This window comes from Streptomyces akebiae, from assembly GCF_019599145.1.
Lineage (GTDB): Bacteria > Actinomycetota > Actinomycetes > Streptomycetales > Streptomycetaceae > Streptomyces > Streptomyces akebiae.
The window spans coordinates 5,797,745-5,820,490 of sequence record NZ_CP080647.1 but is presented as its reverse complement, the minus strand read 5'-3'; the positions used below and the strand labels follow the sequence as shown (position 1 = coordinate 5,820,490).

18 protein-coding genes are annotated in these 22,746 nt (G+C 71.5%); 8 read left to right on the top strand and 10 right to left on the bottom strand.

The annotated features are described in order from the left end of the window. Positions 1–183: 183 nt before the first annotated feature. Positions 184–2,994 carry a tetratricopeptide repeat protein gene (locus tag K1J60_RS25150; RefSeq protein ID WP_220648158.1) on the bottom strand — a complete coding sequence of 937 codons (2,811 nt, stop codon included), beginning with the start codon at positions 2,992–2,994 and terminating at the stop codon, positions 184–186. A gap of 140 nt (positions 2,995–3,134) precedes the next feature. Here K1J60_RS25150 and K1J60_RS25145 point away from each other — a divergent pair, with 140 nt between their 5' ends. Then, positions 3,135–3,656, top strand: coding sequence for a DUF2165 domain-containing protein (locus tag K1J60_RS25145; protein ID WP_220648157.1), 522 nt, complete (start codon positions 3,135–3,137; stop codon positions 3,654–3,656). Positions 3,657–3,730: 74 nt separating this feature from the next. Here the strand turns inward: K1J60_RS25145 and K1J60_RS25140 are convergent, their stop codons facing one another. Further along, positions 3,731–5,821: a LamG domain-containing protein gene (locus K1J60_RS25140; RefSeq protein ID WP_220651682.1), complete on the bottom strand. Its 2,091-nt coding sequence runs from the start codon at positions 5,819–5,821 to the stop codon at positions 3,731–3,733. 158 nt (positions 5,822–5,979) lie between these two features. Beyond that, entirely contained in the window at positions 5,980–8,583 is a 2,604-nt protein-coding gene (locus K1J60_RS25135) for a bifunctional FO biosynthesis protein CofGH (RefSeq protein ID WP_220648156.1), read from the bottom strand. 434 nt (positions 8,584–9,017) lie between these two features. Between K1J60_RS25135 and K1J60_RS25130 the strand changes: the two genes are divergently transcribed. Next, the gene (locus K1J60_RS25130; RefSeq protein ID WP_220648155.1) at positions 9,018–11,387 is read left to right on the top strand and encodes an immune inhibitor A domain-containing protein; all 2,370 of its coding nucleotides are present in this window, start codon (positions 9,018–9,020) and stop codon (positions 11,385–11,387) included. A gap of 112 nt (positions 11,388–11,499) precedes the next feature. Here K1J60_RS25130 and K1J60_RS25125 read toward each other — a convergent pair whose 3' ends face one another. Then, positions 11,500–12,357, bottom strand: a complete 858-nt coding sequence (locus K1J60_RS25125) for an LLM class F420-dependent oxidoreductase (RefSeq protein WP_033531853.1) — start codon at positions 12,355–12,357, stop codon at positions 11,500–11,502. Between the two features lie 127 nt (positions 12,358–12,484). Further along, positions 12,485–13,354: a serine hydrolase domain-containing protein gene (locus tag K1J60_RS25120; protein WP_220648154.1), complete on the bottom strand. Its 870-nt coding sequence runs from the start codon at positions 13,352–13,354 to the stop codon at positions 12,485–12,487. 194 nt (positions 13,355–13,548) lie between these two features. Between K1J60_RS25120 and K1J60_RS25115 the strand changes: the two genes are divergently transcribed. Both K1J60_RS25115 and K1J60_RS25110 read left to right on the top strand, forming a co-directional pair. Beyond that, on the top strand, positions 13,549–15,084 hold the full coding sequence (locus K1J60_RS25115; protein WP_220648153.1) for a CehA/McbA family metallohydrolase: 1,536 nt from the start codon (positions 13,549–13,551) through the stop codon (positions 15,082–15,084). Positions 15,085–15,248: 164 nt separating this feature from the next. After that, a complete protein-coding gene (locus K1J60_RS25110; RefSeq protein ID WP_220648152.1) occupies positions 15,249–16,079 on the top strand; it encodes an SAM-dependent methyltransferase in 831 nt (276 codons plus the stop codon). Positions 16,080–16,123: 44 nt separating this feature from the next. On the opposite strand, the gene K1J60_RS25105 is transcribed toward K1J60_RS25110, so the two are convergent. Next, entirely contained in the window at positions 16,124–17,053 is a 930-nt protein-coding gene (locus K1J60_RS25105) for an endonuclease/exonuclease/phosphatase family protein (protein WP_220648151.1), read from the bottom strand. A gap of 74 nt (positions 17,054–17,127) precedes the next feature. Between K1J60_RS25105 and K1J60_RS25100 the strand changes: the two genes are divergently transcribed. Next, entirely contained in the window at positions 17,128–17,523 is a 396-nt protein-coding gene (locus K1J60_RS25100) for a nitroreductase/quinone reductase family protein (protein ID WP_220648150.1), read from the top strand. A 123-nt stretch (positions 17,524–17,646) separates the two neighbouring features. Here K1J60_RS25100 and K1J60_RS25095 read toward each other — a convergent pair whose 3' ends face one another. The 4 genes from K1J60_RS25095 to K1J60_RS25080 form a co-directional block, all read right to left on the bottom strand. Beyond that, entirely contained in the window at positions 17,647–18,357 is a 711-nt protein-coding gene (locus K1J60_RS25095) for an AAA family ATPase (RefSeq protein WP_220648149.1), read from the bottom strand. Between the two features lie 172 nt (positions 18,358–18,529). Next, on the bottom strand, positions 18,530–19,387 hold the full coding sequence (locus K1J60_RS25090) for a maleylpyruvate isomerase family mycothiol-dependent enzyme (protein ID WP_220648148.1): 858 nt from the start codon (positions 19,385–19,387) through the stop codon (positions 18,530–18,532). A gap of 140 nt (positions 19,388–19,527) precedes the next feature. Continuing rightward, a complete protein-coding gene (locus K1J60_RS25085) occupies positions 19,528–19,791 on the bottom strand; it encodes a hypothetical protein (RefSeq protein ID WP_220648147.1) in 264 nt (87 codons plus the stop codon). A 102-nt stretch (positions 19,792–19,893) separates the two neighbouring features. Continuing rightward, entirely contained in the window at positions 19,894–20,328 is a 435-nt protein-coding gene (locus K1J60_RS25080; protein ID WP_220648146.1) for an ATP-binding protein, read from the bottom strand. Between the two features lie 234 nt (positions 20,329–20,562). Here K1J60_RS25080 and K1J60_RS25075 point away from each other — a divergent pair, with 234 nt between their 5' ends. From K1J60_RS25075 to K1J60_RS25065, 3 genes are all read left to right on the top strand, one after another. Continuing rightward, positions 20,563–21,414: a helix-turn-helix domain-containing protein gene (locus tag K1J60_RS25075; protein WP_220648145.1), complete on the top strand. Its 852-nt coding sequence runs from the start codon at positions 20,563–20,565 to the stop codon at positions 21,412–21,414. Positions 21,415–21,422: 8 nt separating this feature from the next. Next, positions 21,423–21,611, top strand: a complete 189-nt coding sequence (locus K1J60_RS25070) for a DUF397 domain-containing protein (RefSeq protein WP_220648144.1) — start codon at positions 21,423–21,425, stop codon at positions 21,609–21,611. Positions 21,612–21,704: 93 nt separating this feature from the next. Then, positions 21,705–22,679: a phosphotransferase family protein gene (locus tag K1J60_RS25065; RefSeq protein WP_220651681.1), complete on the top strand. Its 975-nt coding sequence runs from the start codon at positions 21,705–21,707 to the stop codon at positions 22,677–22,679. Positions 22,680–22,746: the final 67 nt, after the last annotated feature.

The window sequence follows — 22,746 nt, the reverse complement described above, 5'->3', positions numbered from 1 at the left end:
ACGAGCCTCAAACGTCTCGTGCACCACAACCCTCGATCTCCTCCAGTCGTCAAACGGGCGGATGCGCACAGCCGCCGTAACCGGGTCCGATTCCCGGAGAACTGGAGAATCCGCGCCCCTGAACAGCAGCCTTCGCGGCGGCCTTCGCGACAGCCTTCGCGGCCACCCTCAAGGCCCCGCTCCTCACCGCGCCGGCCGGCCCGCTGTCGTACGGGCCACCGTCACCGCTTGCGCGGCCCGGGTGTGTACGTCCGCGATCGCCGCGTCGCCGGGCCGCAGCTCCAGGGCCCTCTCCGCGTCGGCCAACGCCTTGTCCGCGTCGCCGAGTTCGAGGTGGAGGGCCGCGCGGTGGCGGAGGGCCCACGGGTAGTCGGGGAGGAGGGCCAGGGCGGTGTCGAGGTCGGTGAGGGCAGCGCCGTGGCGGCCGAGTTTGGCGTGGGAGACGCCCCGGCCGCCGTACGCGGAGGCGTACAGCGGGTTGAGGGCGATGGCCCGGTCGTAGTCGGCCAGGGCCTCCTCGTCGCGGTCGGCACCGCGCAGGGCGTCCCCCCGTTCACAGCGTGGCAGGGGGGCGTCCGGGTCGAGGGCCACGGCGTGGTGCAGATCGGCCAGCTGCCGCTCGTGCTCGCCCCGGGAGCGTCGTACGCGCGCCCGGCGCAGCAGAGCCCAGACGTACGCCCCGTCCAGCTCCAGGGCGCGGTCCAGGTCCGCGAGGGCCTCGTCGAGGCGGCCCTGCGCGTGCCGGGCGGCTCCCCGCGAGGCCCAGGTCGAGCGGCGTACGGGGTCCAGGGCCACCGCCCGGTCGAGGTCGGCGACCGCCGCGTCGGGGTCGCCGAGGAGGCGGTGGTAGTCGCCCCGCAGGACGAGGGTGTTCACGTCGTCGGGGACGAGCGCGTCGGCGCGGTCGAGGTCGGCCACGGCCGCGGCGTAGTCCCCGGTGTGCGCCCGCGCGACCGCCCTGCCCTGCCACGCCGTGACCGAGGCGGGGTCGAGGGCGAGCGCCTGGTCGTACTCGGTCACCGCCCGCTCGTGCGCCCCGTCCCGGTGCAGCGCGCGCCCCCGCAGGGCCCGCGCGTAGGCCTCCCGCCGTGCGTCGAGACCGGCCCGGAGCAGCAGGACACCCAGCGCGTCGTGGACGCCGCCGCGCTCCAGCGCGCCGTGCAGGTCGCGCCCCCAGCGTGCCGCGTCCTCGTCGGCGGCGTCCTGGCCCGCCTGCGTGAGGGCCTCGGCCCACCGCCGGGCCACCGCCTCCCCCTCCCCGCACGCGTCCACGACCGCTCCCAGCACCCCGGCGAGCGCCCCGCGCTCCCCCGCGCACAGCCGGTGGTACGCCTCGGCGAGCCGTAGCTCCCGCCACCGCTCACCACCCCACCGCTCACCGTCCCGCGACTCCCCGCCCGACCGGCCGGCCTCCGCCTCCGCCTCCGCCTCCGCCTCCGTGGCGATCTCGGTCTCCGCCCGCCACCCGGCGAAGGCGTCCGCCAGCCGCCGGTGCCGCTCGCTCCAGCGCCGGGGGGACCGCAGCCGCTGCAGCCTGACCATCGGTGCCCGTACGACGTCGTGGAACACCACCCGGTCCCCGCGATCGGTCACGAAGGGCAGGGCGCGCAGCCAGGCGAACAGCGCGTCCGAGCCGCCGTCGACGTGTCCGTCCGTCCCCGTGCCGGGAGCACCACCGTCGTCCGCCCCCGCCCCCGCGCCCGCGCCCGCGCCCGGGGCACCATCGCCGTCCGAACCTGCGCCCCGGTCCGTCGCTTCACCCGCCCCGGAGACCACGGCCCGGAAGACGTCCGCGTCCAGCCACCGGGGCAGCGCGCAGGTCAGTGCGGCGGCCCGGCGCACCGGGTCCGCCTCCCACTTCAGGAAGCGCTCCACGGCCATCGCACTGGCGTCGCCCGTCTCGGCGAGGTCGTCGAGGTCGGCGGGCCGGGCCTCGGCGAGGGTGGAGACCAGGACGGGCAACCCACCGGTGAGCCGCAGGACTTCGTCGACGACGGGCTCGGCGAGGACGCCCTTGGCGGCGAGGAGGCCGCGTGACTCGGTCTCCGTGAAGGGCCGCAGGGGCAGGTCGAGGACGAAGTCGGTGAGGCCGCCCCAGCGGGCGGCGTCCAACGGGCGTTGGCCCGCCGTGACGAGGACGACGTTGCCGGGGAGGGGGCCGTAGCGGTCGCCGGAGACGAGGTCGTGGAGCCACGGGTCGAGGAAGGCGCCGGTCCGTTCGTAGGTGTCGAAGAGGAGTACCAGCCAGGGCACTTCGGCGGCGACCGCAGCCAAGGCCTCCAACAGCGCGGGTGTGAGGCCGAGTTCCGGGTTGAGCAACAGCTCGGCTTCCTCGTGGCCGCGCGCACGCGATCCGAGTCCCGCTCGCAAACGGGCTGCCTGACGGACGAGTTGAGCCGGATCGACGGCGCCGGCGAAGGGGCCGACCACCGGGACGAGGCCCAACGCGACGAGCGTCGCCCGGGCGGCGGCCAGGCTCGCCGCGGACGGCTCGGCGGTTCCGGTGCGGCCCGACGGTGCGCCCCCGGACCCGCCCTCCTCCCCCGACTCCCCCGACTCCCCCTGCCCTCTCTGCCCGCCCGGCTCGCCCTCCGGCTCGGACAGCGCCACGGCGGCGGCCAGCTCGGCCTCGTACCGTCGCTCCCGGTGCGCGGCCAGCAGCCGTTCCAGCTCCTTGAACCGGTGTCCCTGCCGGGCGAAGCGGTCCGCGATGACGGCCATGGCCTCCGGCACGCTGCCGACGCCGTCGTCGACGTACGCGGTGAGGGCACCGCGCTCCTGGGCGATCTGCTCCAACTCCCTGATCAGGAAGGTCTTTCCGATGCCCGCGTTGCCGTGCGCGTGGAAGAGGAAGCGCCGTCGCTCGTCCTCGATGGGCAGATCGAAATTGGCTCGAAACGCTGCCCGTTCGCTGCCACGGCCGACGAAGCCCTGGCGGGTGCGCCGCCGGATCAGCTCCTGCATCGTGGGAATCGGCGGCTGCGCGCGCCCCATGCGAACTCCTCCGACCATCGTCCGACCATCCATGGATCTCCACGGATCTCCACGGTTTTCCGCCATCGGCGGCTCTCATTGTGATCCAACGCGCCGAAAAACGCCTGGGGATGATCCATGCTCACGCACATAGTTGGACCATGGCTGAATCCCAGACCCCCCGCGGCTCACTTCTCCCCCTTGCCTCCACCCTGCTCGTCGGCACGGTCGCCCTCTACATGGCGCTCGTCGCGTTCAGCAACATCACCGACTTCGGTACGAACCAGCAGTTCGTCCGCCATGTCCTCGCCATGGACACCACGTTCAAGGACGAGGACCTGATGTGGCGGGCCATCGAGTCGAAGGGCGTCCAGGACGCGGCCTACGTCCTCATCATCGTCTGGGAGACCGTCTCGGCCCTGGTCCTGATCGCGGCCACCTACTTCTGGGCCCGCGCCCTCGGCCACCGCACCTTCCACACGGCCCGCCGTTACAGCACCCTCGGCCTCCTCATGGTCCTCCTCCTCTTCGGCGCCGGCTTCATGGCCATCGGCGGCGAATGGTTCGTCATGTGGCAGTCCGGCGACTGGAACGGCCTCGACGCGGCCCTGCGCGTGTTCCTGCTGAGCGGAGTGGTCCTGCTGGTGACGTACCTGCCGACGAACGAGACCAAGGCGAGCTGAAGGAACCAGGCCCGGACGGCCGACCCGCCCACTGCCGGCGGTCGGTGGACCGCCGGCAGTCCGGGAGACGTCGCTCAGCAGAGGCAGGGCTCGGTGCCCCAGCCCAGTCCGTTGATCTGGCTGTCCTTCAGGGCGCCGGCGAACGCGTGCACCTCGTCGACGTCGCCGTGGAGGTACTCGCCCCAGCCGTCGCCGACCTGGGCCCGGCCGACCTGCAACGGGCCGGTGCTGGGCAGGCCGTCCGCGAGGTCGGCCGTGGCCCCGGTGGCGAGTTCACCGTCCAGGAAGAGCTTGATCCTGTCGGTGGCGTCGTCGTAGACGACCGCGATCCGGTGACCCTGCCCCTCGCCGCCGTCGGCCATCGCCAACTGCGCCACGACGGTCTCGGGGGCATCCGGCTCGTCCGCGTTGGGCATGATCAGCTGCCAGGCGTGCGTGGAGGGCTCGTACCGCACCCGGAACACGTCGGTGTGCTCACCGCCCTGGGACAGCACGGTCATCGGGCGGGTCGGCTCGGCGTCCGCGAGGCGTACCACCACGCCGATCGAGAAGCTGTCGGAGGTGTCGACGACGGGCCGCCGGGTGGCCGCGTGCCCGCTCTCGCCGTCGAGCGCCAGATGGCCGTCACCGACGAGCGCGTACGGCACCTCGGGGCAGTCGGGGTCGAGGTCCGGGACGCAGGAGCCGTCCGGGCCGCGGTGGATCGTCGCGCCCGTGCCCAACTGCAGCGGCGTTCCGCCGTCCTGCTCGGGGCTGACCCCGTCCGTCGCGTTCTCCAGCGACCAGTGGCCGAGGGCGCGTGGCTTGCGGTACCCCAGTTCGGCGGCCTCGTCCGGGACGACGACCCGGTCGTGGACCCTGACGTCGCCGAGCTCGCCGTGCCAGCGGTCGTGGTAGCCCTGCCCGTCCCGGGCGCGCCCGATCTGGAAGGCGCCGGCGTCCGCGCCGGGCGCCGCCTCGGTCTTCGTGCCGACCGCCCGGCCGTTGACGTACAGCTGCGCCTCACCGGTCTCGGCGTCGTACACGCCCAGCAGATGGGCCCACTCCCCGGCCTCGGGCGCGCCGCCCGTCATCCGGGCGCCGCCGACGGTGAACGACCAGAGGGGCGCCTCGCCCCGGGCGTCGACACCGAGCGCGAAGGCCGTGGTGTCCCCCGCGTCCTGAGCCGCGACGGTCATGTTCCGGTCGGTCTGCGCGGGCCGCGCCCAACCGCTGACGGCGAACGTCTTCCGGGGGTCGGACACGACAGGGGCACCAGGAGTGAGGTAACCGTGGCTGCTCCCGTCCAGGGTCGCCGTCGAGGCGAGAGCCGTGCCGCCGGGCGCCGGGCCGCCGAAGGTCACGCCCGCGCCGGCCTCGGCGGCGGTGCCGTTCTCGGCCGCGGCTGTGGTCGCACCGGCCGGGTCGGCGAGCTTCCAGTGGGCGACGGGGGCGCGGCCGGACTTCACGTAGAAGCTGTAGGAGGTCTCGCCGCTGCTGCGCCCCGCCCGGTCGATCGCGCGGACCGTCAGCCGGTCGGGCCCCGAGTCGAGCGGCAGGAAGGGGATGGTGACGGCTCCGCCGGGCTCGTCGGGCCGGACGGTGCCGTACGGGCCGCCGATGAAGCCGTACGTGTAGGCCACGACGTCGTCCGAGGGCGAGTCCATGGTGAAGTGGCCGTACACGCCGACGCCGTCCACCCAGAGGACGTCCTGCGGGTACTCGGGCGAACTGACCACTGCCTTCTGCGGGTTCACGTCGTCGATGACGAACTCGCAGGCGGAGCCGTCTCCTTCGGAGCTCCACGGCGACTTCGACGTACCGTCGTCGGCCCGGACGTGCCAGGAGACGACGGTGTTCGCGGGAAGGTCCTCCCACGGCAGCCTGAGGGTGAACGGTGTGCCCGACCACTTCGAGGTGGTCGTCAGGGTCCTGCGCTGCTCGGCACCCTCGGCGTCCGTCCACCAGAACTCGAAGTCCCCGCCGAGGGCGCCACCGCCGGTGTCGTACATGACCGCGTTGACCTGAGGCTGCGGATCGGCGATGTACGCCTTGCGCTCACCGGCTCCGCAGGCCTTGCCGCCCGTCTTCAGATCCCGCACGAGCGGCTGCTCGGGCGGCGGGTTCTCCGCCGCGTGGGCCACTCCGGACGTGGTCGCCATCATGGCCGCCACGGAGCAGCCCATCGCCAGCAGCGCACGGCCGCCGGATCTCTTCAACCCCACCAACTGTCCCCTCCCCTGTGAACCTTCCCCATGACCCGTGGGTCGCACGGGACGGTGGAGGCTAACAGGGGACACAGACACCGTAGAAAGGGTTTTCCGGCCGGTTCGTCGCGGGTGTGTCAGTCCAACACCGGCAGCAGCTCAGGCAGATGACCGTCGGAGACCTGGGCCGCCTTCTGCCGTTCCTCCGGGACGACCCCGTACAGCGTGGTGCGGGGGCGGGCGGGGCGGCCCGCCGTGTCCGCGACGGCGATCAGGTCCCTCACCGACTTGTAGGAGCCGTAGGAGGAGCCGGCCATGCGGGAGATGGTCTCCTCCATCAGGGTGCCGCCCACGTCGTTGGCGCCCGAGCGGAGCATCTCGGCCGCGCCCTCCGTGCCGAGTTTGACCCAGCTGGTCTGGATGTTGGGGATGTGGGGGTGGAGGAGCAGGCGGGCCATGGCGGTGACGGCGCGGTTGTCGCGCATCGTCGGGCCGGGGCGGGAGATGCCCGCGAGATACACGGGCGCGTTGGTGTGGATGAAGGGCAGCGTCACGAACTCCGTGAAGCCGCCGGTGCGTTGCTGGATCCCGGCCAGTGTGCGCAGGTGGCCGAGCCAGTGGCGGGGCTGGTCGACGTGGCCGTACATCATCGTGGAGGAGGAGCGGATGCCCAGCTCGTGGGCGGTGGTCACCACCTCGATCCAGGTCGCCGTCGGCAGCTTGCCCTTGGTCAGGACCCAGCGGACCTCGTCGTCCAGGATCTCCGCCGCCGTGCCGGGGATCGAGTCGAGCCCCGCCTCCTTCGCGGCGGTCAGCCACTCGCGGATCGACATCCCGGTGCGGGTCGCGCCGTTCACCACCTCCATCGGGGAGAAGGCGTGGACGTGCATGCCGGGGACGCGGGACTTCACGGCCCGCGCGATGTCGAAGTAGGCCGTGCCCGGCAGGTCGGGGTGGATGCCGCCCTGCATGCAGACCTCGACCGCGCCGAGGTCCCAGGCCTGCTGGGCGCGGTCGGCGACCTGGTCGAGGGAGAGCGTGTACGCGTCGGCGTCCGTGCGGCGCTGCGCGAAGGCGCAGAAGCGGCAGCCGGTGTAGCAGACGTTCGTGAAGTTGATGTTCCGGGTGACGATGTACGTCACGTCGTCGCCGACCGCCGCCTTCCGGACGTCGTCCGCGATCCGGGTGAGCGCGTCCAGCGCCGGTCCGTCCGCGTGCAGCAGGGCGAGGGCCTCGCCGTCCGTGAGCTTCGTCGGGTCGTCGGCCGCCGTCGCCAGCGCCGCCCGCACGTCCGTGTCGATGCGCTCGGGGGCCATGCCCGGCGCCGCCGCCTCGCGCAGGGCGCCCCAGTCGCCGTAGACGGAGTCGAAGTCCTCGCGGCGGTCGCCGGTACGGCCCTCGGTGTCGATGGCGGTGTGCAGATCCGTACGGCCGGCGGCGACGAAGACCTCCTCGGGCTCCTGCCACGGGTGGCCCTCCACCACCGCGTCCGGCAGCGCGAGCCCCGTCTCCGGGTCCGCGAGGGCCCGCACGTGCGGCAGGAGGCGCGGGTCCAGCCACGGCTCGCCGCGGGTCACGAACTCCGGGTAGACGCAGAGGCGTTCGCGCAGGTCGAAGCCGGCGGCCCGGGACCGCTCGGTGAGTTCCTCGATCTGCGGCCAGGGGCGCTCGGGGTTCACATGGTCGATGGTGAGCGGGGACACCCCGCCCCAGTCGTCGATCCCGGCGCCGATCAGCCGCTCGTACTCGCTGTCGACCAGGTTCGGCGGGGCCTGGATGCAGCCGGCCGGGCCCATGATGTGCCGGGCGACGGCCACGGTGGCGACCAGCTCGTCCAGTTCCGCGTCGGGCATGCCGCGCATCGCGGTGTCCGGCTTGGCGCGGAAGTTCTGGATGATCAGTTCCTGGATGCCGTGGTAGGCGCGGGACACCTTCCGCAGGGCGAAGAGGGACTCCGCGCGTTCCTCGTACGTCTCGCCGATGCCGATGAGGACGCCGGAGGTGAAGGGGACGGAGGAGCGGCCCGCGTCCTCCAGCACCCGCAGCCGGACGGCCGGTTCCTTGTCCGGGGAGCCGTGGTGCGGGCCGCCCGGCTCGGACCACAGGCGGGTGGCGGTGGTCTCCAGCATCATCCCCATCGACGGGGCGACGGGCTTGAGCCGCTGGAAGTCCGTCCACGACATCACGCCGGGGTTGAGGTGCGGCAGCAGCCCGGTCTCCTCCAGGATGCGGATGGAGATGGCCCGCACGTACGCGATCGTGTCGTCGTAGCCGTGCGCGTCGAGCCACTCGCGCGCCTCCGGCCAGCGGTCCTCCGGCTTGTCGCCGAGCGTGATCAGCGCTTCCTTGCAGCCGAGCGCGGCCCCCTTGCGGGCCACGTCCAGCACCTCGTCCGGCGACATGAACATCCCGTGCCCGGCGCGGCGGAGCTTGCCCGGCACGGTGACGAACGTGCAGTAGTGGCACTTGTCCCGGCACAGCCGGGTGAGCGGGATGAAGACGCTCTTCGAGTACGTGATGACGCCGGGCCGGCCGGCCTCCGCCAGCCCCACGTCCCGTACCCGCGCCGCCGAAGCGGCCAGGTCCTCCAGATCCGCGCCGCGCGCCTGGAGCAGCACCGCCGCCTCGCTCACGTCGAGCGCCACACCGTCACGGGCGCGTTTGAGTGCGCGCCGCATCGAGTTCTCGGTGGGGCCGGTGGGTCCGGTGGGTCCGTTTCCGGAGGTCGCGGAAGTCGTCATCCATCGAGCATACGAGCGACCGGATCGGCCCAGACAGCCACGGCGGGCCGGATGGACCGAGTTTCGTTACACGGTGTAATCGGCGACGTCGCGGCAGGCGATCCCGCCGACGACCCGACACCGGCGATAACCGGCCAGAAATAGCTCCCGCGATATCCGTCGAAAGGCCGACCGCAATTACCGGTCGGTAATTACCGAGGGGTAATCGCTGGCCGGTGAGAGACCGGTGAACACTCTGTGCGCAAGCCGAACAATGGCTGTTTTCCTATGCAGTTACTCGTGCCATGCGCGACTGCGAACTTTCTTTTTTTCTCAACTTCCGATCGAATACGTTCACTTGAACCATCACGCGTGTCACAGGCCACGGGCGTCACGGAAGAGGACGGTCCGCCATGCCCGCACGGCCGACCGCGTTCAGGAAGGACCCCCCACAAGTGACCAGCAAGCCCTGGACGTTCAGGGCCGCGGCAACCGGTGTGGCTCTGGCCACCGCCGCGGCGACGTTCACGATGTCCACCGTCACCACCACGCAGGCCGCCGAGGACCACGGGGCAGCCGCGTTCACCGGCCACCGGAGCCCGGCCGACGCCCATGACACCCACGGCGCACACGAGCACGAGCACGGGCACGACCTCGGTAGCCCGCTCAGCAGGACACAGGCCGCCCAGCGCGAGGAGGCCCTGAAGCAGGTCATATCCGGCGACGCCTCCGTCAAGAACCGTGACGGCTCCAAGGTGGTGCGGCTCACGAGCGAGAAGGGCGACCCCAAGTACGTCGAGCTCGGCCGCGAGAAGACCGACCGGATCTTCACGGTCCTGGTCGAATTCGGCGACCAGACGGACAGCACCTACGGCGGCACGCCCGGCCCGCTGCACAACCGGATAGCCAAGCCCGACCGCAAGAAGAACAACACGACGGCCTGGAAGGCCGACTACAACCGCGAGCACTACGAGCAGATGCTCTTCGGCACGGGCAAGAAGACCGAGTCGATGAAGAAGTACTACGAGAAGCAGTCCTCGGGCCGCTACTCGATCGAGGGCGAGGTGGGGGACTGGGTCAAGGTCCCCTACAACGCGGCCCGTTACGGCTCCAACAAGTGCGAGCCCGACACCTGTGTCTGGCAGTTCGTCGCCGACGGCGTCACCGCCTGGGCCGCGCAGCAGAAGGCCGCCGGGCGCACGGACGCCGAGATCAAGACGGACCTGGCGAAGTTCGACGTCTGGGACCGCGGCGACTTCGACGGCGACGGCGACTTCAACGAGCCCGACGGCTACATCGACCACTTCCAGATCGTGCACGCCGGTGAGGGCGAGGAGGCCGGCGGCGGAGCACAGGGCGAGGACGCCATCTGGTCCCACCGTTGGTACGCGTTCAGCGACGACTGGGACAAGACCGGCCCCGAGGGCAACAAGCGCGGTGGCGCCCCGATCGGCGACACCGGCATCTGGGTCGGCGACTACACGGTCATGCCGGAGAACGGCGGCCTCGGTGTCTTCGCCCACGAGTACGGCCACGACCTCGGCCTGCCGGACCACTACGACACCAGCGGCGAGGGCGAAAACTCCACCGGCGCCTGGACCCTGATGTCGGGCGGCTCATGGCTCGGCCGGAGCAGGACCGAGATCGGTGACCTGCCCGGCGACATGACCGCCTGGGACAAGCTGCAGCTCGGCTGGCTGAACTACGCCAAGGCCAAGGCCGGGAAGAAGTCCACGCACACGCTGGGCGTCGCCGAGTACAACACCAAGGACAAGCAGGCCCTCGTGGTCGAGCTGCCCAAGAAGCGGGTGAAGGTCGAGGTCGTGAAGCCCGTGGAGGGCTCGCGGCAGTGGTGGAGCGGCAGCGCGAACAACCTGTCCGCCACGCTGACCCGTTCCGTGGACCTCACCGGCAGGACCGCCGCGGCCCTGACGTTCGACGGCTGGTGGGACATCGAGAAGGACTACGACTACCTCTACACCGAGGTCTCGACCGACGGCGGCGCCACCTGGACCGCGATCGACGGCACCGCCGACGGCCAGCCGATCAGCCGTGACAGCGGCGGCAGGCCCGCCCTGGACGGCACGACGGACGCCTTCAGGAAGCTGTCGTACCCCCTGGACGCCTACGCCGGCCGGAAGATCGACCTGCGCTTCCGCTACAAGACCGACGAGTACGTGGCCCAGAAGGGCTTCGTCGCCGACCGGATCACCGTCACGGCCGACGGCACGCCCCTCTTCTCGGACAACGCCGAGACCGCGGACCCCGCCTGGACGGCAGCCGGCTTCTCCCGCTTCGGCGGCTCCTACACCACGGAGCACGAGCAGTACTACATCGCCGAGAACCGCCAGTACGTGTCGTACGACAAGGCCCTCAAGCTCGCGATCAACTCCACGGCCCCGGGCTGGGTGGAGCGCTACCCGTACCAGAACGGCCTGCTGATCTGGAAGTGGGACACCTCGCAGCTGGACAACAACACCAGCCGGCACCCCGGTGTGGGCCTGCTGCTGCCGGTGGACGCCCACCCGAAGGCCCTGAAGTGGTCCGACGGCGAGCTGGCCGGGAACGACCACCAGACGCACGACTCGACGTTCACCCTGGGCCGCACGGACGCCTTCACGCTGCACTGGGGCAAGAAGGTCACGCTGAAGGTCACGTCGAAGAAGGGCGTGTCGGTCTTCAACGACCGCACCCACACCTACTACGACAAGAACAACCCCACGGGCGGCGTCAAGATCACCAACACCAACACCAGGATCCAGATCGTCAAGGAAGCCAAGGACGGCTCCACGGTCACGATCCGGGTGGGTCCCGCCGGGAAGTGACCGGCAACGCCTGACGGCACCCCGAATCGGCCGCGTCCTCCCGGGAGGACGCGGCCGATGACGTCCGGGCGCTGAGCCCGAGGGGGAGGCGCCGCCCCCTGGCCCCGAGCCCTCAGGCGTCCTTCCCCAGGAACACCGCGTACTCGTCCAGCAGTCCCAGAACCTCGGCCTCGCCCGCCGGGGGCAGCTGCACCACGGCCTCCTCGATCCCCGACTCCGCGTAGTACGCCAGCTTCCCCGCACTCGGCTGCACCGCGTACGGCACCACCTGCAACCCGGCGGGATCGCGCCCGGCGTCCGCCCACGCCGCCCGCAGCACCGGCAGCGCCTCCCCGAGCCCCCGCCCCCCGATCGGCAGCCATCCGTCCGCGTACTCGGCGATGTGCGCGAACAGCTTCGGCCCAGCGGCCCCGCCGATCAGCGTGCGCGGCCCCACCACCGGCCCCCGCGCCTTCTGCACCGGCTTCGGGTACGCGGAGCTCGCGCGCACGCTCCCGAACTCCCCCTCGTACGCCGTCGGCTCCTCCGCCCACAGTGCCCGCATCAGCGCCATGCGGTCCCGCACCAGCTCCCGCCGGGTGCGCCACTCGACCCCGTGGTCGGCGGCCTCCTCGACGTTCCAGCCGTAGCCGAGGCCGAGGGTGAGGCGGCCTCCGGAGAGGTGGTCGACGGTCGCGATCTGCTTCGCGAGGTCGATCGGGTCGTGCTGGGCGACCAGCGTGATCCCGGTGCCGAGCCCCAGCCGCTCGGTGACGGCGGCCGCCTGGCCGAGCGCGACGAAGGGGTCGAGGGTGCGGCCGTACTCGCGGGGCAGGTCGCCGCCGGCCGGGTACGGGGTCGTCCGCTCGACGGGGATGTGGGTGTGCTCGGGGAGGTAGAGCCCCGCGAAACCGCGTTGCTCCAGCTCACGGGCGAGCCGGGTCGGAGTGATCGTCTCGTCGGTGAGGAAGATCGTCACGGAGATGCGCATGTGTCATCTGTAGCCGCTCGGGACAGGGATGTCCATACCGACCGGTCGGCACTTAGGGGAGCCGGCCGGCGGCCGCTCGTGAGGGGCGTCGGCCGGCCGGCACTGCGCGGAGCGGGCCGGCCGGCGCTCAGCGGAGCAGGCCGGCCGGTGGTGGCGTGGCCGTGCGAAGGGCGCGTTCGGCGAGGTCGCCCGTGCCGGCCACGTCGCCGAGGCGGTGGACGAGGACCCATCGACCGTCGTCGTACGCGGCGGCCACGACGGACGAGCCACGGGTGACGCCGTCGTGCCACCGGAGGGAGGGGCCTCCTAGCCAGGAGGGCGCCGGGTCGCCGAACCGGCGTTCCACGAGCAGGGCGACCAGGAGGTCCGCCAGCGACCGACAGCTGGACCACAGCCCGCCGGCCGGCAGGATCGCACCGGTCAGCGTCCACAGGGGACGCGGGCGGCCGAACAGGTCGCGCGGCACGAGCCGTCGCCCCTCCGGTGGGCTCGCCGTCATCGCCCCCGCGCCCAGCCCGAGCGGCACCAGGACGTGCGTGTCCAGCAGTCGCTGGTACGAGCACCCTGTCGCGGTGGTGAGCGCGAGCCCGAGCACGGCGTAGCCGAGGTTGGAGTACTCCTCCCGGCCCGACCGCCCGGCCGTCAGCCGGTCCAGGTCGCGCAGCGACTCCCGCAGGGCCGTCTCCGTGAAGCCGACGTACGGGTCGTCGGGCGGACCGGTGGGCAGGTCGTCGGGCCCCACGGGCAGCCGGGGCAGACCCGAGGTGTGCTCGGCGAGGTGCCGGAGGGTGATACCGGTCCCCCTCGGCACCTCGTCGAGGCACTCCTCCAGCGGGGTGTCGAAGCCCAGGTCCCCCTCCGCCACCAGCCGGGCCAGGACGGTGCCCGTGAGCACCTTGGTGAGCGAGCCGATCTCCACGAACCGGTCCGCGTCGTGGCCATGGGCGACCCGGTCGGTGATACCGGCTCCGCCCAGCAGACAGGTCGGTGTCCACACGCGCGCGCTCTCCCGCTCTCCTCGAAAACTGGCGATTCCCTTCCCTTGCCCCGCAGTTCACCACCGCATACGAAGGTGGCACGCACCACGCCACGCACCACCCCCATGCACCACCGCACACATCGCCACGCACCACGCACCACCGGCAGCACCACCCACGCCATGTCACTCACGACCGACCGGGGAGCAGCAGCATGTGCGACGACCACCACGGTGACGGGAACGGACTCGGAAGGCGCGCGCTGTTCGTGACGTCGGCCGCGGCCGCGCTTACGTTGGGAAGCGTGACCTTCTGGACGAGCGGCGCCGAGGCCGCGGACGGCGAGCAGGAGACAAGGACGATCAGGGGAACCCTCCCCACCGGCTCCCCCGATTTCGTGTATCTGCCGGTCGAAGTACCTTCCGGCGTGAGGGAGTTGAGGGTCTCCTACACCTACGAGAGAACGACCGTCCCGGCCGGCACCATGGGCAACGCGCTCGACATCGGTGTCTTCGACGAGCGCGGCACGGAACTCGGCGGCAAGGGCTTCCGAGGCTGGTCGGGCGGCGCGCGCACCGAGTTCTTCATCCGCTCGGACGAGGCGACCCCGGGCTACATCCCGGGCCCCGTACGCCCCGGCACCTGGCACATCGCGCTGGGCCCGTACACGGTGGCACCGGACGGGCTGCCGTACGAGATCACGATCACCCTCACCTACGGGCGGCCGGGCGCGGTGGTGAAGCCGGTGTATCCGCCGGAGCGGGCCAAGGGCCGGGGCCGGGCCTGGTACCGGGGCGACTGCCATCTGCACTCCTGGTACTCCGACGGCCGCCGTACGCCCGCCGAACTCGCGGCGCTCGCGCGGGCCGCGGGGCTGGACTTCATCAACAGCTCGGAGCACAACACCCAGTCCGCGCACGCCCATTGGGCCGAGCACGCGGGGGACGACCTGCTCATCATGCTGGGCGAGGAGGTCACGACCCGCAACGGTCACGTCGTGGCGCTCGGGATCGATCCGGGCACGTTCGTCGACTGGCGCTACCGGGCGCGGGACAACCGGTTCGGCACGTTCGCGCGGCAGATCCGCCGCGCCGGGGGCCTGGTGGTCCCGGCCCATCCGCACGCCACCTGCATCGGCTGCAACTGGAAGTTCGGCTTCGGCGAGGCCGACGCGGTGGAGGTGTGGAACGGGGCGTACTCGCCGGAGGACGAGGTGGCGCTCGCCGACTGGGACGGCATGCTCGTCGCGGCCGTCCGCGAGGGCCGTCAGGACTGGATCCCGGCGATGGGCAACAGCGACGCCCACCGCGATCCCGACCCCGTCGGCCGCCCCCAGACGGTCGTCCTGGCGGACGAGTTGAGCCGGGAGGCGATCCAGGAGGGACTGCGGGCGGGCCGCTCGTACGTCGCCGAGTCCAAGGAGGTGTCCGTGTCGTTCACGGCGTCCGGGGCGCGGGGCGAACACGCGGGCATCGGTGAGCGGTTGAAGGTGGACTCCGACACCCCGGTCACCGTCCGCCTGGAGGCGACGTGCTCCGCCGGGTGCACCATCCGCTTCGTCACCGACCAGGGCGTCCTGTTCACCTCGGCCGAGATCCCGGCGTCGGGCACCGGCTCGGCCCAGTGGCGCACGACGGCCTCGTACGCGGCGTACGTACGCGCCGAGGTCCGCCGGCCGCCGATCGTCCCGGGCTTCCCCGGCCCGCTGGCGGCCTTCACCAACCCGATCTTCCTCGGGCGGCGGCGATAGCGGTTCGGGCCAGGGCCCTAGGCCAGGGCCCTAGTGCCGCGACAGGCACTAGGTAGGGGGAACCCTCGTACGAAATACTCGTGTTGGGCTTTAGGTTTGGCTCGACACAACACGTGCGTCTGTCTCTGTGCCGACGCACCCGCACGGCGGAGGAGACGGCGCCCATGACCGATCACGCGACAACGCCCGACCCGGCGGTGGCTCCTGCGGCGAAGGAGAAGGTCGACACCTCGGTGCCCGCCTCCGCCCGCATCTGGAACTACTGGCTGGGCGGCAAGGACAACTACCCGGTGGACGAGGCGGCCGGCGACGCGTACGCCGGCGCCTTCCCCGGCATCGTGACCATCGCCCGCAGCAGCCGCGCGTACCTGCGGCGCAGCATCCGGCACCTGGTGGAGGTGGAGGGCGTCCGGCAGTTCCTGGACGTCGGCACCGGGCTGCCCACGGCCGACAACACCCACCAGGTCGCCCAGCGCAGCGCGCCGGAGGCGCGGATCGTCTACGTCGACAACGACCCGATGGTCCTCGCGCACGCCCGCGCACTGCTCTACTCCGCCCCCGAGGGCGCCACCGCGTACGTCGACGCGAGCCTCTACGACACGGACCGCATCCTGGCGGCCGCCGCCGAGACGCTGGACCTGTCCCGGCCGACGGCGCTGATCCTCAGCGGCATCCTGGGTCACGTCTCCGATTACGAGGAGGCCCGTGACATCGTGCGCCGTCTGCTCGCCGGCCTCCCCTCGGGCAGCTACCTCAACATCAACGAGGGTTCCCGGGGCACCGATCCCGACTACGAGCGCGCCCAGGACGCGTACAACGAGACGGGCGCCGTCCCGTACTTCCTCCGCCCGATCGACCAGATCACCGGCTACTTCGACGGACTCGACCTGCTCCCCCCGGGCGTCGTCTCCGTACCCCTGTGGCACCCGGACGACACGACGACGGGCGAGCCGAAGCCGATCGGACAGCACGGCGGGGTGGGCCGGAAGCCGTAGCCGTAGCACGTCGGGCGGCGGGGCCGGGGCCAGGGCCGGGGGTTTCAGTGCGACCCGGCCCCACCGCCGGTCCCGGCCCCGACTCCGGCCCCGGCCCCGGCCCCGGGCGGGGTCCTTGTCGCGCCGTCGTCCGCCAGGTCGGCCACGACGGCCGCGTGGTCGGAGGGCCATACGCCGTCGACGGGGCCGTCGCCCGCCCTCCGTACGGCGCGTACGTGGCCGAGTCCACCGGGCCCCGGCGGTCCGACATGGATGTAGTCGACCCGTACGCTCGGCCCGTACGACCCGGCGACGTACGGGTTGGCGAGGTCCCAGGTGGCCGACGGGGCGCCCGGCTCGGCGTACTCCCAGACGTCGAAGAAGCACTGGCCGGGCACGGCGGGCGCGGTCTTGTAACCGCCGAACAGCCGGATCTCGTCGGAGTCGGGCCAGGCGTTGAAGTCGCCGGTGATCACGGGCGGGTGGCCGGTGTCGCCGCCCCGGTGCCGGGCCACGAACTCGGACAGCGCGGTGACCTGGCGGCAGCGCTGCGCGGATGCGGCGGTCTCGGAGCTGAGGTGGGCGGTGAAGAAGGGGACGGGTGCGCCGGGCGCGTCGAGGAGGGCGTAGAGCGCGCCGCGCCCGCTGCCGCCCTCCGCCGTCGGCAGCCCGATGGCGTGCCGCTCCAGCACGGGCCACCGGCTGAGCACGGCGACACCGATCCGGACACCCGGGTCCCCGATCCGCCGCTGCCAGCGCTCGGGGTCGCCGTACTCGCCCCAGGTCCAGTGCATGCCGAGTTCCCGGGCGAGCCAACCGGCCAGGTTCTCCCGGTTCGTGCCGCTCGCCTCTCCCTCTCCCCCTCCCTCCTGCTCCCAGACCTCCTGCAACCCGACCACGTCGGGCCGCAGTTCACGCAGCACGGCGAGGATCGCCTTCTGCCGCTCCTGCCACGGCCCGAACCGCCACCACAGGTTCCACGTCACGACCCGCACCGACCATCCACCGCCTTCGCCCCGCACCCGATCCTGTACTCCGTACCTCCCACGCCCCGAGGAGAACCACGCCGATGTCCCGCGAAACCGATCGCAAACAGCGCGTCGTGACGGCCTTCCAGCGCCACGTCGCCAACCCGCTCCTGCGCAGGGTGCCGCTCCAGACCGTCCTGGAGACCACCGGCCGCACCTCCGGCCTCCCCCGCCGCACCCCCATCGGCGGCCGCCGTGTCGGCGACACGTTCTGGCTCGTCTCCGAGTACGGCGAGAAGTCCCACTACATCCGCAACATCAAGGCCGACCCCTCGGTCCGCGTCCGCATCCGGGGCCGCTGGCACGAGGGCACGGCCCACCTCCTCCCCGACGACGACCCGATCGCCCGCCTGCGCACCCTGCCCCGTGCCAACAGCGCGGCGGTACGCGTCCTGGGCTCGCACCTGCTGACGGTACGGGTGGATCTGCGCGGCTAGGGTCCGTCCGGCGGCCGGCAGCGGGCGCGGCCGGCCGCCCCAGAGGCATCGACCGGCAAGGGCTCCGGCCGGGTCCGCCCTGACCGGTACCTTGCCCGGGCGAACAGTCGAGGGGGACCGCCCCTACGGTTCGACGATGTGCCGCAGATAGGCGTGCGGGTCGGCGAGATAGCGGCGCCAGTGATCCACGACGCCGAGCTCCCGCCAGGCGACCCTCCGCATGCCGTGCTCGCCGACCTCGACGATGTCCGCGCCCGGCAGGGCGGTCAGCAAGGGTGAGTGCGTGGCACAGATGACCTGGCCGCCCTCCTTGGCCAACCGGTCGATGTGCCCGATCAGTTCGAGGCACGAGGAGAAGGAGAGCGCGGCCTCCGGCTCGTCGAGAACATAGAGCCCGGGGTGCAGGAACTTACCGCGGAATGCCGCGAGGAAGCCCTCGCCATGGCTGACCGAGTCCGGCGACAGTCCCTCCCTGCCCAGGGCGTCCAGCGCGGTCTCGGCCCGCAGGAAGAAGCCCTTGCGGGCCGACCAGCTGGTGGCCATACGGCGCCCGCGCGGGGCCGCGTCGAACCTCATCCGCTCGCCGAGCGCCGACTTGCCACGCGGGGAGGCGTAGCGCCAGTCGTGGGAACCGCCGTAGGAGTCCAGGCCGAACCCCTCGGCCAACGCCTCGACCAGGGTCGACTTCCCCGAGCCGTTCTCACCGACCAGAAAGGTCACCGGCGCGGTGAACCGCAGCCCTTCGTCGAGCAACTGCCGGACGCAGGGCACCGACCAGGGCCAGGCGTCCTCGTCGTGCGAGGAGAGGTGGGCATACGCGCGTTCGACGATCACTCGACCAGTGTCGCGCAGGCGCAGGACACGGACCCAACCCGAAGAGGTCAGCACGGGGGAGACAACTGGCCACCGATGTCACCGGGCGTGATGGCCGTCGGTGGCGTGATGGCCGTCGGTGACGTGATGGCCGTCGGTGACGTGTCCGCCTCGGCGCGCCGATCCACTGGTGTCAGTAGACGATCGACACGATCTGGCAGGCTGCTTCGGCCAGTTCGCGGTCGCCATCGATACGGGCGCGGGCCAGGGCGGTGTCCGGCTGGATACCGCGGGTGCACAGGCGCCATGCGGTCTCCGAGTCCAGGCCGATGAGCGCGGCGGGACGTTCGGTGTCCGGCTCGGCGAGCGACCAGACGTCCCCGGTGGCTGTCGCCGTCCACGTGCCACCGGCCGGGCCGTCGATCCGCACCTGGACCTGAGTACCGACCGGCGCGGCGACCTCGCGCAGGGTGTGGGGCAGGGCTCGCATGAAGGTGTCCAGGACCACGGACAGCAGGCGAGGATCGGGATCGGTGCCCCGGCCGATGGCGTGGCGAATCTGCTGACGATGGGTCCAGAACTCGGTGAAGTCGCGGGCGCTGTCCAGCCACATCGGCGCCGGATCGACGCCGGCCCATGACACTCCCAAGGATGGGGCGTCGGGGGCGGTGGCCTCGAAGAACCGGACGACCTGACCGCCGATCAGGTCGAGGGTGTCGGTGAGGGAGACCGGGCTCACCCGGCGCTGGGCGTCGACCCATTCCTGGTTGATGCGGTGGATGAACGCCTCCAGAGTCTCACCCGGCGCGAAGGTGGGGCCTTCCTGGTGACCGTCGCGGTCGCGGGCAAGCCGGCCGTAGAAGTCTCCCAGGACGTGGGCGGCAAGATCTCGCACGGTCCAGCCCGGCAGCGCCTCCTTGGCCCAGTCGGCGGGCGCCAGGCCACGCAGCGTGGTCATCAGCGTGGCCTGCTCCGGGGCGAACAGGGGGCGGGCATCGATCGGGGCACCCAGCCAGGGATGGCTCGGCACGTCATTGAGCTGGGCATCCATGGCTCAAACCTGGCAAACGAGCGACCGTTTCGCCAGTGAATATCCCACTCAGGCCACACCTTTCGGCTACGTTGCGCAGCCGGGCCTGACGCGAGATCGCGAAACCGGACTGAAGTATTGGCGCGGCGGTTTTGGCCCTGTCAGGTGTCCTCGGGCGCCAGCTCGAACGTGAAGTAGATGCTCAGCGTGTAGGGCTCGTCCTCGTCGTGCGCGAAGTCCCATGACACGTCCACCAGGAAGACGTCGTGCTCCTTCACCCACTCCTGGGCCTTCCTGAAGGCGTCCGCGGCGGTCGCTGCGGGAAACAGCTTCCTCGCCATGGGATGCACCTGGGACTCGGCGTCCGTGTCGTCGAAGCCCTCCGGAACGGCCAGGCAGAGATCGGGATCGGGATCGGGTTTCATGGAGTGCGCCCTTTCCGGTCGGTCGCCGGTACGAGTCGGGCGGAGGCCGACCCTCCGATCCGCGGCGCCGGGTAAGACCGCCGCACGCCCGAAACGGTTGCTTCACCCCTCTACGGCGCCGCAGTCGACCCACAACAACTTCCCGCCCCGCGAGACGCCGAGGTCGCGCAGCACGGACACGCCCCGATCCTCGGAGCAGGCCCGTACGAGACAGAGCCCCCGGCCGCGTTCCGCGTCGGCGTGGACATCGACACGTTCGTGCTCCGCTTCGAACCCGGGCGGCACCCGCCGGTCCCGGTCCCACACCCCCACCCGCAGCCGCCCGCCGATCCCCACCACCCTCAGCGCGTACTCCGCCGTGGTGTGCTGATGGGCGTTCGTCAGCAGCTCCGTGGCCAACAGCTCGGCCACCGGGCCGAGTTCCGCCAGGTCATGCGCCGCCAGCACGGCCCGCAGGGTGGCACGCCCCACTCCGGGGGAGCGCGGGTCGCGGGGAAGGCGCAGGGTGTAGTCGAGCGACGGCGATACGGTGGCCATGGAAGTCTCCGGTCACTGAGGGGAGTTGGATCGTGTCGTTGAGCAGTCGAAGTCGGGGTCGAGCAGTACCCAGTGGCCGTCGCCGCTCCGTCGAGCGGGGCACTTCTGGGTGGGGCGCCTGAGATCGAAGATAGGGCACGAGCAAATTGAATTTGCGGGACAACGAATGACTTCTCTCGATATCCGCTCGTCCGAGTGACCCACCAACTGAACAGACGTCCAGGAGGAGTTCACATGCCCGCACGGCCCCCCATGACCGCCAGGCGACTACGGCTGGCCGTAGAGCTGCGCAAACTGCGCGACCGTGCGGGCATGACGGCGACCGAAGCGGCTCGGGCTCTCGGAACCAGCCAGGGGCAGCTCAGCAATGTGGAATCGGCCCGGTTCGGCGTAAGTCCCGAGCGCATCAGGGCGATGGCCCGCATGTACTCCTGCGCCGACCAGGCTTTCGTCGAGGCCCTGGTGAGCATGGCGACCGACAAGACATTCGGGTGGTGGGAGTCCTACCGCGACGTACTGCCCTCAGGTTTGCTCGACCTCGCCGAGCTGGAACATCACGCCACCGCCATCCGGACCGCGTACACCTCGCACATGCCCGGCCTGTTGCAGACCGCCGATCACGCACGCGAGATCTTCCGCCATGTGATCCCCCCGCCCACTCCGCCCGAGGTCGAGCATCGCGTCTCGCACCGGGTGAAGCGGCAGGGCGTGCTCTACGGGCCGTTCGCCACCCCGTACCGAACCGTCGTCCACGAGGCGGCCCTACGGATGTGCGTCGGCGGGCGCACCGTGGCCGACGCCCAGCTTCGGCACCTGATCGACATGAGCGAGCGGGAGCACATCACGGTCCGCGTGCTCCCCTTCGAGGTGGGCGCGTTCCCGGGTTCGGGACAGTCCATCAACTACCTGGAAGGCCAGGTCCCTCAACTGGACACGGCCCAACTCGACCAGTTCCACGGCCCTGTGATGCTCGACGCCGAAGCACTCCTGGAGAAGTACCGGCGCCTCCTCGACATCGTGGAAGCCACCGCCCTGAGCCCCGAGAAGTCACGCGACCTGATCCACTCCATCGCCCAAAGCCTCTGAGGAGCCCCATGAGCACGCATCACTGGCAGAAGTCGTCCTACTGCCAAGAGGGGGACGCCTGCGTCCACATATCCGCCGACCCCACCACCATCCGCCTCACCGAATCCGCCGACCCCACCCAAGCCGTACTCGACGCCGCCCCCACCGCCTTCGGCGCCCTGTTGCGCTCGCTGAAGGAACGCCGACGTCGCGACTGACATCCTCCGCGTACTGACGGGCTCCCGTGTTCAACTGATCGCCGGACGGATTGTCGGGGCGGAGAGGCGGTTCGGAACGTGGCTTCCAGATCAGTGGCACGGGAGCAGTTGGCGGGTGCGGCGCGGGCCGCGCTGGGCGGCGGACGGCGGCTGGAGGCGGTCGAGCGGGTCGCGGGCGGCAGCAAGAAGGGCGTGTACCGCCTGGTGATGGACGACGCGACGACGGCGATCGCCTACCTGTGGGACGACGCCGAGAACTACTGGCCGGCGGCCGACGGGGACGACGACCTCACCGACCCGTTCTCGCCCGGCCTCGGGCTCGATCTGTTCGAGGCGGCGCACGCGCGGCTGGACGCGCTCGGCGTTCGCGTCCCGGCGATCCGCCTCGTCGACCGCGACGGCGCCCACTGCCCGGCCGACCTCGCGATCGTCGAGGACCTTCAGGGCGAGAGCCTGGAGGAGCTGCTCGCGCGCGACCGGCGGGCGGCCGCTCCGGTCATGGAACGGCTCGCGGAGTCGCTGGAGGCGATGCGGCTGCACCGGGCACCGGCGTACGGCAAGGTCGCCGTGGTCGACGCGGGCGGATCCTCACGCGGTACGTCGTGCGAGGGAGTGGTGCTCGACCGCGCGCTGCGGGACCTCGCCGAGGCAGCCGCCCGCGATCCACGGATCGCGGACGCCCGCGACCGGCTGGAGGAGCGGCTGCTGGGCCTGGCGGCGGCCGTGCGGCCACGCACGGCGTACGCGGTCGTGCACGGCGAACTGGGGCCCGACCACGTGCTGGTGGACGGGGACGGGAACCCCGTGGCGATCGACATCGAGGGCTCGATGTACTTCGACGTCGAGTGGGAGCACGTGTTTCTACGGATCCGCCTGCACGACGCCTACCGGCCCCTGGCGGTGGACGGATTGGACGAGGACCGGCTCGCGCTCTACATGCTCGCGCAGCGGCTCTCGCTGACGGCGGGGCCGTTGCGGCTGCTCGACGGGGACTTCCCCGACCGGGCGTTCATGGCGGGCATCGCCGAGCACAACCTGAAGCAGGCGCTGGAACTGATGCACGTCTGAATTCCCGGGGTCCCAGCCTGTTCGCCGAAGACGGGCTCAGTGAGTCGGTTCTGGGTGGGGCCCGGTA